12 protein-coding genes and 1 pseudogene are annotated in these 15,273 nt (G+C 63.0%); 1 reads left to right on the forward strand and 12 read right to left on the reverse strand.

Annotation, left to right across the window (positions count from 1 at the left end; all coding sequences use genetic code 11):
- Positions 1 to 5 precede the first annotated feature (5 nt).
- Entirely contained in the window at positions 6 to 719 is a 714-nt protein-coding gene (gene pgl, locus VXM67_RS21655) for a 6-phosphogluconolactonase (RefSeq protein ID WP_023382086.1), read from the reverse strand.
- A complete protein-coding gene (gene zwf, locus VXM67_RS21660; RefSeq protein WP_367237367.1) occupies positions 706 to 2,175 on the reverse strand; it encodes a glucose-6-phosphate dehydrogenase in 1,470 nt (489 codons plus the stop codon). Before zwf ends, pgl begins: the two co-directional genes overlap by 14 nt.
- Positions 2,176 to 2,385: 210 nt before the next feature.
- Between zwf and hexR the strand changes: the two genes are divergently transcribed.
- Positions 2,386 to 3,249: a DNA-binding transcriptional regulator HexR gene (gene hexR / locus VXM67_RS21665; RefSeq protein WP_177325267.1), complete on the forward strand. Its 864-nt coding sequence runs from the start codon at positions 2,386 to 2,388 to the stop codon at positions 3,247 to 3,249.
- Here hexR and VXM67_RS21670 read toward each other — a convergent pair.
- From VXM67_RS21670 to edd, 10 genes and pseudogenes are all read right to left on the reverse strand, one after another.
- On the reverse strand, positions 3,242 to 4,096 hold the full coding sequence (locus tag VXM67_RS21670) for a D-hexose-6-phosphate mutarotase (protein ID WP_023382089.1): 855 nt from the start codon (positions 4,094 to 4,096) through the stop codon (positions 3,242 to 3,244). The genes hexR and VXM67_RS21670 overlap by 8 nt on opposite strands.
- A 117-nt stretch (positions 4,097 to 4,213) precedes the next feature.
- Positions 4,214 to 5,506: a carbohydrate porin gene (locus tag VXM67_RS21675; RefSeq protein ID WP_244880937.1), complete on the reverse strand. Its 1,293-nt coding sequence runs from the start codon at positions 5,504 to 5,506 to the stop codon at positions 4,214 to 4,216.
- 102 nt (positions 5,507 to 5,608) lie between these two features.
- The gene (locus VXM67_RS21680) at positions 5,609 to 6,763 is read right to left on the reverse strand and encodes an ABC transporter ATP-binding protein (protein ID WP_023382091.1); all 1,155 of its coding nucleotides are present in this window, start codon (positions 6,761 to 6,763) and stop codon (positions 5,609 to 5,611) included.
- 3 nt (positions 6,764 to 6,766) lie between these two features.
- On the reverse strand, positions 6,767 to 7,612 hold the full coding sequence (locus VXM67_RS21685; protein WP_023382093.1) for a carbohydrate ABC transporter permease: 846 nt from the start codon (positions 7,610 to 7,612) through the stop codon (positions 6,767 to 6,769).
- Positions 7,605 to 8,513, reverse strand: a complete 909-nt coding sequence (locus VXM67_RS21690; RefSeq protein ID WP_023382094.1) for a carbohydrate ABC transporter permease — start codon at positions 8,511 to 8,513, stop codon at positions 7,605 to 7,607. The genes VXM67_RS21685 and VXM67_RS21690 overlap by 8 nt, the downstream gene beginning before the upstream one ends.
- A 167-nt stretch (positions 8,514 to 8,680) precedes the next feature.
- Positions 8,681 to 9,967: an ABC transporter substrate-binding protein gene (locus tag VXM67_RS21695; RefSeq protein ID WP_023382095.1), complete on the reverse strand. Its 1,287-nt coding sequence runs from the start codon at positions 9,965 to 9,967 to the stop codon at positions 8,681 to 8,683.
- Between the two features lie 185 nt (positions 9,968 to 10,152).
- Complete coding sequence (locus tag VXM67_RS21700) at positions 10,153 to 11,607, reverse strand: ATP-binding protein (RefSeq protein ID WP_023382096.1); 1,455 nt, start codon at positions 11,605 to 11,607, stop codon at positions 10,153 to 10,155.
- Positions 11,588 to 12,313 carry a response regulator gene (locus tag VXM67_RS21705; protein WP_027906573.1) on the reverse strand — a complete coding sequence of 242 codons (726 nt, stop codon included), beginning with the start codon at positions 12,311 to 12,313 and terminating at the stop codon, positions 11,588 to 11,590. Before VXM67_RS21705 ends, VXM67_RS21700 begins: the two co-directional genes overlap by 20 nt.
- Before the next feature lie 127 nt (positions 12,314 to 12,440).
- Positions 12,441 to 13,399, reverse strand: a pseudogene (locus tag VXM67_RS21710) (glucokinase).
- Positions 13,396 to 15,222, reverse strand: coding sequence for a phosphogluconate dehydratase (gene edd, locus VXM67_RS21715; RefSeq protein ID WP_023382099.1), 1,827 nt, complete (start codon positions 15,220 to 15,222; stop codon positions 13,396 to 13,398). The pseudogene VXM67_RS21710 and the gene edd overlap by 4 nt, the downstream one beginning before the upstream one ends.
- Positions 15,223 to 15,273: the final 51 nt, after the last annotated feature.

Raw genomic sequence — 15,273 nt, forward strand, 5'->3', positions numbered from 1 at the left:
TTGGCTCATGGGCACCAGTAGATGTCCAGGGGGTCGTGAAGAAAAGCGCGAATCGGCATTTCGGAAAGGTCGTTGCCCGCCAGGGCGGCGCGCAGGGTAGCGAGTTTGCCCTCGCCTTGCACGGACAGCGCGATGAATGCGGCGCTGGCGAGCAGTGAACGGGTCATGGTCAGGCGTTGGCGCGGCACGCTCGGCGCCAGCATCGGCAGGATGCGGCGCGGGCTTGAAAGGTTCAGGCCTTCGCGCAACAACGGGCTACCTGGGAACAGCGAAGCGGTATGGCCATCATCGCCCATGCCCAGCACCAGCACGTCGATGGGTGGCAGTTCGGCCATCAGCTGGTCAGCCAGCTCGGACGCAGCTTCGAGGTTGACCGCACTCTGGTACAGGCCGACAAAACGCGCCTTGGCCGCAGGCCCCTTGAGCAGGTGCCGGGCCAACAGGCCCGCATTGCTGTCGGCATGTTCCACCGGCACCCAACGCTCATCGGCCAGGCTCACCGTCACCTTCGACCAATCCAGCGATTGCACCGCCAGTTGCTCGAGGAAGGGTACCGGGCTGCGCCCCCCCGACAGCACCACGCAGGCGTGGCCCTTGACGGCGATGGCAGCGCGCAAGCGGTCGGCGACATCCTCGGCCAGCGTGGTCGCCAGGGCCTTGGCGTCGGCTAATTGATGGGCCTTGATCGCCGCCGGCAGATTCAGTTCAGATATCGCCATACCATGCCCTCCCATCGCGGGTAATCAATGCAATCGAGCTCATCGGCCCCCAGGACCCCGCCGCGTATGGTTTGGGCGCGTCCCCGGCGTTGCGCCAGCCTGCGATCAGCTGGTCACACCACTTCCAGGCGTACTCGATCTCGTCCTTGCGCACGAACAGGTTCTGGTTGCCGCGCATCACTTCGAGCAACAAGCGCTCATAGGCATCCGGGATTCGTGTACTGCGCCAGGTGTCGGAAAAATTCAGCTGCAGAGGGCCACTGCGCAGTTGCATGCCCTTGTCCAGGCCCTGCTCCTTGGTCATTACCCGCAGGGAAATGCCTTCATCTGGTTGCAGGCGAATGATCAGCTTGTTACCGATCTGCAAACGCTGTTCCGGAGCGAAGATGTAATGCGGCGTCTCCTTGAAGTGGATGACGATCTGCGAGAGCTTCTGCGGCATGCGCTTGCCGGTACGCAGGTAGAACGGCACGCCCGACCAGCGCCAGTTGCGGATGTCGGCACGCAGAGCGACGAAGGTCTCGGTATCGCTCTGGGCGTTGGCGTTATCCTCTTCAAGGTACCCTGGCACCGGTTTACCGTCGCTGTAGCCGGCAATGTACTGGCCACGCACCACGGCAGTGCTCAGACGCTCGCCGGTGATCGGTGCCAGTGCCTTGAGCACCTTGACCTTCTCATCGCGGATGCTGTCGGCAGACAGGTCGCTGGGCGGGTCCATGGCGATCAGGCACAGCAGCTGCAGCAGGTGGTTCTGGATCATGTCACGCAGCTGGCCGGCCTTGTCGAAGTAACCCCAACGGCCTTCGATGCCAACCTTCTCGGCCACGGTGATTTCCACGTGGGAGATGGAATTCTGGTTCCACTGGGTTTCGAACAGGCTGTTGGCAAAACGCAGGGCAATCAGGTTCTGCACCGTCTCTTTGCCCAGGTAATGGTCGATGCGGTAGACCCGGCTTTCGGGGAAGAACCTGGCCACGGCGTCATTGACCCGGCGCGACGACTCCAAGTCATGGCCGATGGGCTTTTCCAGCACCACGCGGGTACGTGCGGCGAGCCCAACCTTGTCGAGGTTCTCGCAGATCGCCCCGTAAACCGCCGCCGCGGTGGCGAAATAGGCGATCAACGGCAGCTCGTCCGGCAGTTGCTCGGCCAGGGCCTGGTAGCCCTCAGGCTGCAGGAAGTCCAGGTGCTGATAGCTCAGGCGCCCAAGGAAACGCCCAAGTGCGGCCGGCTCGATGTCGGCCTCCGTCACGTGCCGACGCAGATGGGCTTCGATGGTACCCAGATGCTCCTGCGCACTCCCAGGCTCACGGGCCAGCGCCAGCAAGCGGGTATCCGGGTGCAGCAGGTTGGCACGGTCTAGTTGGTAAAGCGCAGGAAACAGCTTGCGCAATGCCAGGTCGCCCAGGGCGCCAAACAAGGCAAATGTGCAAGGTTCGACACTGATCGGAGCCATGATGTTGGTTCTTTCCTAAAGTTGGTCTAGGAATACCGCTTTCACATACGGTTTTCAAGGGATAATGTAGTAAAAAACACAACATTATCGGTAAGCGTAACAGACAAGTGGTGCGCCAACCGCACCGACAGTACGATAGACGACCGTGCAAAAAGCCTGCTGCCCAGGCAGCCGGCTGTCTTCCCGACCCAAGGACATACCATGGACCGCGTGCGAAACCTCCTGGAGCAGATCCAGGGACGCCTCGACGAGCTGAACAAGGCCGAACGCAAAGTCGCCGAAGTCATCCTGCTCAACCCGCAACAAGCCACCCGCTTCAGCATTGCCGCGCTGGCCCAAGCGGCCAAGGTCAGCGAGCCGACCGTCAACCGCTTCTGCCGCTCGTTCGGCGTCAGCGGCTACCCCGAGCTCAAGCTGCAACTGGCGCAGAGCCTGGCCAGTGGCGCAGCCTATGTCAGCCGCGCCGTGGAGGCCGACGACGATCCGGCGGCCTACACGCAGAAGATCTTCGGCAGCGCCATCGCCTCCCTGGACAGCGCCTGCCAGCAGCTCGACCCGCAGCAGGTCAGCCGCGCCGTGGACATGATGATCCAGGCCCGGCAGATCCACTTCTTCGGCCTCGGCGCCTCAGCCCCGGTGGCGCTTGATGCGCAACACAAGTTCTTCCGCTTCAACCTCGCCGTGTCGGCCCATGCCGACGTGCTGATGCAACGCATGCTGGCCTCGGTTGCCCACACCGGCGACCTGTTCGTGATCATTTCCTACACCGGGCGCACCCGCGAACTGGTCGAGGTGGCACGCCTGGCGCGGGAAAACGGCGCTTCGGTGCTGGGCCTGACCGCCGCAGGCTCCCCGCTGGCCAACGCCTGCAGCCTGAGCCTGCACATCCCGCTGCCCGAGGACACCGACATCTACATGCCGATGACCTCGCGGATCATCCAGCTGACAGTGCTCGACGTCCTGGCCACCGGCATGACCCTGCGCCGTGGCGTGGACTTCCAGCCGCACCTGCGCAAGATCAAGGAAAGCCTGAACGCCAGCCGCTACCCCATCGAGGACGACGAACTCAGCTGAGCCGGTGCGCCTGCAGACGCAGGTGGGCGCGTTGCCCCGGCGCCAGGCTCAGGCCCTCGCCGCTGCCGCTGGCAGCCTCGACACAGACGAACCCCTGGCATTCTCGCCCGCTCACACCCATTAGCGGCCGGTTGCCGGGGTGCCAGACCACCGTGTCGTCGCTGTCGCCAGTGTCGATGCACAATTCACGCTGCCAGGCCGGGTCCTGCAACTGAACACGAGGGGTACCCGGAAACACCTTCTGGCAACCGCCCTTGAGCTTGAGCGCGCCGCCTTCGCGGCAAACCTGACGGTTCAGGCGGTCGTAGCCCTCGATGTCTTCAAGCCCAGACAGCGCTATCTCGGACACGTCGCTAATACGCCAGTAAGCCAGCAGCGCATGACTCAGCTGGCAGGGTTCGCTGTCCTGATGCTCGGTGCTCAGGCTCAGTTCCATGCGACTGCCCAGCTTGGCATGCAAGTCGACCTGCCAGTCGCACAGGTCAAGACGCCACTTGAGCGTAACCCCCTCTTCGTCCTCTCGGCTGTCTACCAGCTTCCAGTCGAGCAGGCGCGCCCAACCATGGGCAGGCCACAGGTCCTCACTGGGGTGACGGCCGTACCAAGGCCAACACACCGGCACACCACCGCGGATGGCCCCCACTTGCGGCCACTGTTCGGCACACCACAGCCATGGCCGCTCGCCAGCCGGCTGGAAATGCAACAGCTGCGCCCCCTGGCGACTGAACACCGCCTGGCAGCGGGGGTGATCGATGATCAGCACATCGCGCTGCTGGTAACGCTCCCACTCGAAGGTCGGCCTGGGCCGTTGCGAGGAAAAGAAGCGATGTAGCGGATGTTCAGGCATGGTTCCAAGCTCTTGTTGTTTGAGATAGCGCTGTCTTTCCGTATCCCCAACACCCACTGCAAGCCAGTGGATGCCGGGTAACGGGATTGGATTGGCGTAAATTTACAACAAGTACCCTCAGAATGACGACTGAATCTTCAAGCCAGCGACCAGCGCGTTGTCCACCTCGTCGACACCGCCCGGGCTCTTGATGTACTGAAGGTTGGGGCGCACCGTCAGCCAATTGGTCACATGGAAACCGTAGTAGAGCTCGGCGTTGTATTCGGTGCGCTGCAGCGGCACGAAGCCGGGGTTGTCGTAATCGCTGATACCGCTCTGGGCATTGAGCAGCTCGGCGCGTTTTTTCACATCATCGTTGACATGGATACGGGCGACGCCGAAGCCGATGTCATCCTTGGGCCGGGCATCGAAGGCGCCTTTGTAAACCATCCCGACCTGCTGGTAGTTGTCGACCACGTTGGTGGCCTTGTCGTGAACCGTGAAGTTGGCGAACAGGCTCAGACCACGGTTGACATCGCCACCATGGGCGGTGACCTGCTGCTGCGCCACCACCCACCAACCGTGCTTGCTGGAATGCGACTTGAAGGCCTCGCCGGTCAGCGCCTGCGGGTTGCCGTTGACGTCGTCGTACACGTCGTCCGCCTTGGCCGTGCTGTAGTAGTAACCCAGGCGGTACTCGCCCGGCAGCCGATTGACCTGGGGCGACCAGACCATCTCTACCGGCAGGATCGCGCCCTTGGTACCACTGCCGCTGAGTTTGAAGCCATTGCCGGTTTCCAGGTTGGAAGGGTTCTGCTCGAAGGCCCCCACCTGCACGAAGAATTCCGGAGTGATGTTGTACTTGACCCGCAGCGCCCACTGGCTGACTGGCCAGTTGTACCAGATGCCGCCCACCCAGTTGCCCACCTGCGAGCCACAGAACGCCAGGTTCTGGAAGTCGCACGGGAAGCTGTTGAAGTCCTCCCCCTCGCCAAAGCGGCCGAATTTCACATCCAGGGCACCGTCGAAGTACTTCTGCTTGATCCACATCTGGGTCAGCCGCCAGGTCTGGCCGCGCCCCCAGACTTCCTGCACCGAACTGAACTGTCCGGCACGCGGGTCGCTGATCCGGTCGTTGGACAGGTTACGACCGCTACGCTCGGTGATCGCCAGCTTGAACTCGGTGTCGTTCCAGCCAAAGATCTTTTCCAGGTCCAGGTGCGCACCGAGGGCGAACTGGTCGCTGTAACGGGCCGTCTTGTCGTCGTTGTAGCCTCCGTTGAGGTTGCCAGCCACCTCACCGACGTAATCGAGGGTGAAGTCGTAACCCTTTTCCAGCAGTTCGGTACGCGTGCCACCCCAGTCGCCGGTCATCCACTTCGACTCGCTGGAAAATGCCTCGGCAGCTTGCGCCCCGCCGCTGCCGAGCATGGCCAATGGCGCCAGCAAGGCCAGCGAGCCTAATGTCTTGATGCGATTGCGCTGTTCCATCCTTTTGCGTCCTCTTTGTTCTTATTTGATGGTGTAGACGTTTCAACGTCCCTTGAAGCGGGCCACGTTGTCCTTTACTGCAGCGCTGCTGGCGGCAGGGTCCAGGCGCTCGCCGGTGGCGGCGTCGAACAGCAGCACCCTGGCCGGGTCGAACTGCAGGTTGAGGTTGTCACCGACCCGGCACGCCACATCCGGCGCCAGTCGGCAGCAGACCTTGGTCTGGTTGAGGGTGACGAACACCAGCAGGTCCGGCCCGGTGGGCTCGGTAACTTCGACCTCGGCGCGAATCCCTGGCAAGCCATTGCCCTCGCCGGCTCCCAGCGAGATCTGCTCCGGGCGGATACCAAGGATGATCTCGCGCCCATCGAGCGTATCGCTGGCCGCCCCCAGCGGCAGCTCGCACCGTGCCTGGCCACTGTCGAGCAAGGCCAGCAGGCGGCCCTCCTGCTTCGTCAGACGCACAGGGATGAAATTCATTGGCGGCGAACCAATGAAACTGGCCACGAACTGGTTGGCGGGGTCGTTATAGATCTGCTGTGGCGTGCCGAACTGTTGAATGATGCCGTCCTTCATCACCGCTACCTTGTCGCCCAGGGTCATGGCCTCGATCTGGTCGTGGGTCACGTACACCGTGGTGGTGCGCAGGCGTTGGTGCATGAGTTTCATCTCGGTGCGCATCTCTACCCGCAGCTTGGCATCGAGGTTCGATAACGGCTCGTCGAACAGGTAGATCTTCGGCCGCCGCGCCAGGGCCCGGCCCATGGCTACCCGCTGCTGCTGACCGCCGGACAGCTGGGCCGGCTTACGGGCGAGCAAGTGCTCGATCTGCAGCAACTTGGACACCCGCGCCACCTCCTCATCGATGGCGGCCTGCGGCATCTTGCGAATCTTCAGGCCGAACTCGATGTTCTCGCGCACGCTCATGGTCGGATACAGGGCATAGGACTGGAACACCATGGCGATATCGCGATCCTTCGGACTCATGCCGCTGACATCCTGGTCGTCGATCAGGATCGCGCCCCCGGTGATCTGCTCAAGACCCGCGATGCAGTTCATCAAGGTCGATTTGCCACAGCCCGAAGGGCCCACCAGGATCAGGAACTCACCGTCCTTGATCGACAGCTGAATGTCCTTGAGGGTGTCCGGCAAACCGCTGCCGTAGGTCTTGTTGACGTTGCGAAGTTCAAGCGTTGCCATGACTTACCCCTTGACGGCGCCGGCGGTCAGCCCGCGGACGAAATACTTGCCTGCCACCACATAGACCAGCAGGGTTGGCAGGCCGGCGATCATCGCCGCTGCCATGTCGACGTTGTATTCCTTGGCCCCGGTGCTGGTGTTGACCAGGTTGTTCAGGGCCACGGTGATCGGTTGCGAATCGCCACTGGAGAACACCACCCCGAACAGGAAGTCGTTCCAGATCTGAGTGAACTGCCAGATCAGGCAGACCATGATGATCGGCGTCGACATCGGCAGGATGATGCGGCGGAAGATGGTGAAGAACCCCGCGCCATCAAGACGCGCCGCCTTGACCAGCGCATCCGGGACGCTTACGTAGAAGTTGCGGAAGAACAACGTGGTGAAGGCCAGGCCATACACCACGTGCACCAGCACCAAGCCACTGGTGGTACTGGCCAGGCCGAGCTTGCCGAGGGTGAACGAAGCTGGCAGCAAGACGGTCTGGAACGGCAGGAAGCAGCCGAACAGCAACAACCCGAAGAACAGCTGCGAACCACGGAAGCGCCACATCGACAGCACGTAACCGTTCAGCGCACCGATGGCCGTGGAGATCACCACGGCCGGGACGGTGATCAGGATCGAGTTCCAGAAGTAACCGCTTACCGTGCTCCAGGCCTTGACCCAGCCGATGCCGGTGAACACCGCCGGCCAGCTCAACAGGTTGCCGCTGCCGATGTCTTCCGGGGTCTTGAAACTGGTCAGCACCATCACCACCAGTGGTACCAGGTACAGCAGCACGGCCATCAGCAGCACTGCATGGATGGCGAGACGACCAAGGCTCATCGCCGGTTTGTCCAAAGGGCTATGCATGGCGCTTGCTCCTGAGCTCGGAGTACAGGTACGGCACCAGGATCGCGAGAATCGCCCCGAGCATCAGGATGGCGCTGGCCGACCCCATGCCCATCTGACCGCGACTGAAGGTGAAGGAATACATGAACATGGCCGGCAAGTCGGAGGAGTAACCCGGCCCGCCCGCAGTCATCGCCGCCACCAGGTCAAAGCTCTTGATGGCGATGTGCGAGAGGATCATCAACGCGCTGAAGAACACCGGGCGCAGGCTCGGCAGCACCACGGTCCAGTAGATGCGCGGCAGACTGGCCCCGTCGATCTGGGCGGCACGGATGATCGACTGGTCGACACCCCGAAGCCCGGCGAGAAACATCGCCATGATGAACCCCGAAGCCTGCCAGACAGCGGCGATGACCAGGCAGTACACCACCCGATCGGGGTCGATCAGCCAATCCAGGCGAAAACCCTCCCATCCCCAGTCACGCAGCAGCTTGTCCAACCCCATGCCAGGGTTGAGCAACCACTTCCAGGCGGTGCCGGTGACGATCATCGACAGCGCCATCGGGTACAGGTAGATGGTGCGGATGAAGCCCTCGCGACGGATGCGCTGATCGAGCAGCACCGCCAGCAGGACGCCAATGGCCAGGGTGATGGCGATGAACAGCCCGCCGAACACCAGTAGGTTCTTGCTGGCTACCCACCAGCGGTCGTTGTCGAACAGACGGGCGTATTGCGCCAGGCCTGCCCATTTGTACGTCGGCAGGAAGGTGGACGTGGTGAACGAGAGGACGAAGGTCCACAGGATATAGCCATAGAAGCCCACCAGGACGATGAACATGCTCGGCGCCAGCACCAGTTTCGGTAGCCAGCGCTGTAGAGCGTCCAGGGGCGAGGCCCGCAGTCGGGCGGTTGTCGTAGTCATGATTGAAACCCCGATTCAGGAATGGGACGTCCTGGTGTAGGAGTGACCTGTGGAAGCGGGCCTATCTGCGAACAAAGGCCAAGCCCTTGACCTGCAATCGCGGTGTACGCTTCGCGGGTGAGCCCGCTCCCACAGGGACCGTGCCGGATCTACGGCTGTGACATCGGCTACTGGGCAGCCTGGATCGCCGCTGCCAGCTTCTTCGCCGCATCGGCCGGGTCGGCCTTGGGGTCGTTGATGTAGTTGGTCACCACATCGAAGAACGCGCCCTGCACGGCCAGGGTCGTGGCCATGTTGTGCGCCATGCTCGGTTGCAGACCGCCGTTGCCAGCATCGGCAAGGAAGTCCTTGGCAGAGGCCTGGGCGCAGGCATCGAAGCCGTACTGCCCCATCTGCGCGAGCATGTCGTTGCGTACCGGAATCGACCCCTTGTTGGTGCTGAAGAGTTTCTGGAAGTCCTTGCCGAGCACGATCCGGGCAATATCCTGCTGGCCTGCTGCGGTGCCCTCATCCTTCTGCTTGAACACCACCAACGAGTCGATGTTGTACAGGAAGGCCTTTTCGGTACCGGGGAATGGCACGCACTGGTAGTCCTTGCCGGCGGTTTTCTTCGCCAGGGTCCACTCGCTCTTGGCCCAGTCGCCCATGATCTGCATGCCTGCCTTGCCGTTGATGACCTTGGCCGCTTCGAGGTTCCAGTCCTGGCCCTTGCCGTCAGGGTCCATGTAGGTGGCGAGTTTCTTCAGCTCGGTCAGGGTCTTGACCATTCCAGGCCCGGTCAGGGCGTCCTTGTCGAGTTCGACCAGTGCCTTCTTGTAGCCGTCGACGCCCATGACCGAGAGCGCCACGCTCTCGAACACGGTGCTGTCCTGCCAGGGTTGGCCGCCATGGGCGAGCGCAATGAAGCCAGCAGCCTTGAGCTTGTCGGCAGCGGCGTAGAATTCCTCGAGCGTTGCCGGTGCCTTGTCGATGCCGGCTTTCTTGAACACCTCAGGGTTGATCCACAGCCAGTTGGTGCGGTGAATATTCACCGGCACCGCCACGTAGTCACCGTCGTACTTCACGGTGGCAGCGACTTTCTTGTCGAGCAGGGTGTCCCATTTTTCCTGCTCGGCGACAGGCTTGAGCACATCGGCGTCGAGCAGACCGGTGGCGGCCCAATCCTGGATGTCGGGGCCCTTGATCTGGGCCACGGCGGGCGGGTTGCCGGCCACTGCGCGACTCTTGAGCACGGTCATGGCCGTGGCACCACCACCGCCTGCGACGGCGCCATCCTTCCAGGTGAAGCCATCTTTCTCGACCTGGGCCTTGAGCACATCGGCTGCGGCTTTTTCTCCACCCGACGTCCACCAGTGCACCACCTCGACATTGCCTTTGGAATCGGCAGCAAGGGCGCTTAATGGGAGGAGCGAAGCGAGGGAGATCGCGGCAGCGAGGCGGAGCGTGGAATACATGAGAGCACCTTTTCTTGTTGTTATGCCGGGCAAGACTGTCGCTTGCATGGCATGAGTCTAATCAGCGCACGGACCACGCCAGGTAACGAAGCGATGTGCGAATGTCATCGTTTGGTTACATTCACTGTCCACTGCGCGCACAACCGCCTAGGAGCACCCGTGGAGGGCCGCCACCGACCGCCCAGTCAATCGGCCCCACGCGGCAGGTACAACGTCACCCTCAACCCACCCTCGCGCAGGTTGAGCAGACTCACCTCTCCCCCATGGCTATGGGCGATGTTGCGCGCAATCCCCAGGCCCAATCCGTACCCTTGCTGCTGCCCGGCCAAGCGGAAGTGGGGCTCGAACACCTGCTCCAGGCGCTGCTCCGGCACCCCGGGGCCCTGGTCATCCACTTGCAGGACAAACCCCTCGGCACTGTCGAGGATGCGCAAATGCGCCCGCTCGCCGTACTTGATGGCATTGTCGATCAGGTTGCCGATGCACCGGCGCAAGGCCAGCGGCTTGCCCGGATACGCCGCCAGGGCGCGCCCCTCGAGCGTGATCCTGCCATCGCCCAGGTATGGCTCGGCAAGGATTTCCAACACCTGGTTGAGGTCGATCGGCTCGATGTTCTCGTGAATGTCGGTGTCCTTCACGCATTGCAACGCACCCTTGACCAGCAACTCCAGCTCATCCAGGTCCTGGCTGAACTTGGCTTGCAGGCGCTCGTCCTCCAACAGTTCGACCCGCAGACGCAAGCGAGTGATGGGCGTTCGCAGGTCATGGGAAATGGCGCTGAACAGCTGGGAGCGCTCCGTGAGGTAGCGGCTGATGCGCTCGCGCATGTTGTTGAAGGCGCGGCCCACTTCGGCCACCTCGCTGCCACCACCTTCGACCACGGGCGCCACATCGGCCCCCAGCGACATCTCCCGCGCCGCCCGGGCCAGACGCTTGAGCGGCCAGCTCTGCCAGTGCACCAACAGACCGATGAACAGCAACAGCAATGCAGTGGTCAGCACGATGAAACCGATCTGCTGGCGTGGCAGGCGCTCGGCCTCCAGGCTGGTATAGGGCTCGGGCAGCAGCGACGCGATGTACAGCCACTCGCCCTCGCCCAGACGGATCTGCGTCACCAGCACAGGCGGGTTGAGCGGTTCCAGGGTCAGCGAATAGTGCGCCCAGGAGCGCGGCAGCTCGTCGAGCTTCAGGCCGCTATTGAAGATACGCAGGTCATCGGGGCTGACGAACTCGACGGAGATCTCCATCTGCGGCCCGAGCCGTTCGTGCAGCACTTGCTGAAACACCTCGATCACTGCCTGCTTACGCGGCGTGATGGGCAGCACCGGCATCTCCAGTGGCTTGTCGTTGAGCGAGACGAAGAAGCGCGTGCCACCCATGCTGCGCAACTGGTCCAGGACCATCGGCCGGAAAGCCACCGGCAACGAGCGGAAATAGCTGACACTGGCACTCATGGAATGGGCAAGGCTGGCGGCGCTGGCACGCAGCCCCTGCAACTGGCTGGCCCGCAACTGAGCCACCCAGATCACGCTCGACAGGCCCTGGGCGACCAGCACCACCAACAGGGTCAGCAGCAGCATGCGCCCCAGCAACGAGCGAGGCAGCAGGCGCCAGCGCCGCTCAGGACGTGCAGTGGACATTGGCGGCCAGCAGGTAACCACTGCCGCGCACAGTACGGATCAACCGCGGCGGCTTGTCGGTATCACGCAAGCGTTGACGCAGGCGGCTCACGCCCATGTCGACGATGCGATCCAGGGGCATCGGCTCGCGGCCACGGGTGGCGTTGCCAATGGTGTCGCGGTCGAGAATCTGCTGGGGGTGATCGAGAAACAGCTTGAGCAAGGCGAAGTCGGCGCCGGACAGGGTCACTTCCTCGCCATCGCGGTGGAACAGGCGGTGACTGACCGTGTCCAGACGCCAGTCGTCGAAGGCCAGCACCACCCCGTTGGGCGTGGCCTGGCCAAACTCGGCACGACGCAATAGCGCCTTGATGCGCGCCTGAAGTTCACGGGGGCTGAACGGCTTGCCCAGGTAATCGTCGGCCCCCAGTTCCAGGCCGATCACCCGGTCGGCTTCGTCGGAGCTGGCGGTGAGCATGATGATCGGCACCCGCGATTGACGAGGGTGCTGGCGAATCCAGCGGCACAGGCTGAAACCGTCTTCGTCGGGCAGCATGACATCCAGGATCACCAAGTCGCAGGGGGTGTTTTCCAGTGCCCGGCGAAATCCCTGACCGTCGGCTTCGGCATGCACCTGGAAACCGGCACGACTCAAGTAGGTTTGCAACAGTTCACGGATCTCCTGGTCATCGTCGACCATGAGGATCGATTTTCCGGCAGTGCTCAAGGTATCCCGCCCTCTCGTTGTCGCAGGTCTTGGTCGCCTGCTGCATGGGCCGCTTCGCGCCCCAATCGCCGGCAAGCCGGCTCCTCTCTGCCAATCGGGGGCGCAACAGCGCCCCTTTTCTGGAAACTCAGTGATCCAGCGCCTGCCCTAACGCCACCCCGGCGCCCAGCAAGCCGGAAAACTCAGCCGTCACCAACCACACCGGGACGCCAGCGAAGTAACCGCTCATGCAGCCCTTGTCAGCGAAGCTCGTGGCAAAACCGCTGCTCAGGAACAACTCGGCAAAACGCGGAATCACACCGCCGACAATATAGACTCCGCCCCGCGCGCCCAAGGTAAGAACATTGTTACCGGCCACCCGTCCGAGGAACCGGCAGAACTGCTCGATCACCTCCAGCGCCCGTGGCTCACCGGCCAGCGCGGCGTCGGTGACCTCGGCAGGGGTCTTGTGTCGCGGGGCTTGGCCATCCAGCGCGCAAATGGCTTGATACAAGCGCACCAGCCCCCCCCACTGAGCACGGTCTCGGCGCTCACATGGCCAATCTGGCTGTGGATCTGCTGATGGATAGCCGCTTCACGGGCATTGCCCACCGGCAGGTCAACATGCCCGCCCTCGCCCGGCAAAGCCAGCCAACGCTGATCCTCCAGGCGCAACAAGCTACCGACTCCCAGACCCGTTCCCGGGCCGATGACCAGCGCGGGTCGCGAGAGGTCTGGCGTCCCTGGACAAACCTCGCGGAACTCGCCTTCACGCAGGCGGGTCATCCCCAGGGCCATGGCGGAAAAGTCATTGAGCAGCAGCAACCGTTCGACCTGCAACGTCTGGCAGAAGGCGCTACGGCTCAGGCGCCAGTGATTGTTGGTGAAGCGAAACTCGTCGCCACTCACAGGCCCTGCCACTGCCAGGCACACGGCCTCAAGGCCGCCGCGGGCGATACCCTGCTCGGCCAGGTAAGCCTCGATGGCCTGTTCGGGGCTGGTGTAGTCCGCTGTCGCCAGTACCTTCACGGCCTTGAGCTGGTTGTCGCGCCACAGGGCAAAACGTGCATTGGTGCCACCGATGTCGCCGACCAGCAATGCCTTCATTTGAGGTTCTCCAGAGCCGAGGTAAAGGCGCTTGCCCCCTTCTCGGCCGGGCTGAACGCCATACGCATGAAGCCGAACAGCTCGCGCCCGCAGCCTAGGTCGTTGCCCTGGGGCGCTGGCGGCAGATCGCGGCTGGCCAGTTCCTCATTGGAAACCATCACCCGCAGCGTGCCTTCGACACCATCGACGCGCACGATATCACCATCGCGCACCCGTGCCAGCGGGCCACCGTCAAAGGCTTCGGGACAAACGTGGATCGCTGCCGGGATCTTGCCCGAAGCACCGGACATGCGCCCGTCGGTCACCAGTGCCACCTTGTAGCCGCGGTCTTGCAGCACCCCGAGGAACGGCGTCAGCTTGTGCAGCTCTGGCATGCCATTGCAACGTGGCCCCTGGAAGCGCACCACGGCAACGAAATCGCGCTCCAGCTCGCCGGCCTTGAAGGCATCGGCCAGGGATTGCTGGTCGTGGAACACCCGGGCCGGAGCCTCGACGACCTGATGTTCAGCCGCCACGGCAGACACCTTCATCACACCACGGCCGAGGTTGCCCTCCATCACCCGCAGGCCACCTTCGGCCGAAAACGGCCGCGCCACCGGACGCAGGATGCTTTCGTCCAGGCTTTGAGTCGGGCCTTCGCGCCATACCAACTTGCCATCCTCCAGGAACGGCTCCTGCGTATAACGGCGCAGGCCGTGGCCAGCCACGGTGTTGACGTCCTCGTGCAGCAGCCCGGCATCGAGCAGCTCGCGGATCAGGAACGACATGCCGCCCGCCGCCTGGAAGTGGTTGATGTCAGCCTTGCCGTTCGGATAGACGTGAGACAAGGTCGGCACCACCTCGGACAGGTCGGCCATGTCCTGCCACGTCAGCTGAATGCCCGCCGCCTGGGCAATGGCAGGAATGTGCAGGGTGTGATTGGTGGAGCCACCGGTGGCATGCAAGGCGACGATGGAATTGACCAGCGCTTTCTCATCGACGATTTCGCCCAAGGGCATGAAGTTGCCGCTGGCCTTGGTCATCCGGGTGACCTGCTGGGCGGCCTCGGCAGTCAGCGCCTCGCGCAGTGGGGTGTAAGGGTTTACGAACGAGGCTCCCGGCAGGTGCAGGCCCATCACTTCCATGACCAGCTGGTTGGTGTTGGCGGTGCCGTAGAAGGTGCAGGTCCCGGGGCTGTGGTAGGACTTCATTTCCGATTCCAGCAGCTGCTCGCGGGTGGCCTTGCCCTCGGCGTAACGCTGGCGCACATCGGCCTTCTCCTTGTTAGAGATACCCGAGGGCATGGGGCCACCTGGCACGAAGATGGTCGGCAGATGCCCGAAGCGCAGTGCCCCCATCATCAATCCGGGCACGATCTTGTCGCAGATACCCAGCATCAATGCGGCGTCGAACATGTTGTGCGACAGGGCGACCGCTGTGGACATGGCGATCACTTCGCGGCTGGCAATGGCCAACTCCATGCCCGGCTCACCCTGGGTCACGCCATCGCACATGGCAGGTACGCCACCTGCGAACTGGCCGACCGAGCCGACCTCACGAAGGGCTCGCTTGATCTGGTCGGGGAAGTGCAGATAGGGCTGATGCGCCGAGAGCATGTCGTTGTAGGCCGAGACGATGGCGACGTTGGCCGCGTTCATCATTCGCAGGCTTTGCTTGTCCTGAGCGCCGCAACCGGCCACACCGTGGGCGAAGTTAGCGCACTGCAGGCTGGCACGCATGGGTCCGTCGGTCGCCGCCCCTCGAATCAGCTGCAAGTAGCGTTCACGGGTGGCACGGCTGCGCTCGACCAGCCGTTGGGTAACCTCAAGGATGCGCGGATGCATGTACTGGACTCCAGACTAACGGTAAGGGCGGTTTACCGGGGCATTTCCCCT

It is taken from the genome of Pseudomonas sp. Rh2 (genome assembly GCF_040762985.1).
Lineage (GTDB): Bacteria > Pseudomonadota > Gammaproteobacteria > Pseudomonadales > Pseudomonadaceae > Aquipseudomonas > Aquipseudomonas taiwanensis.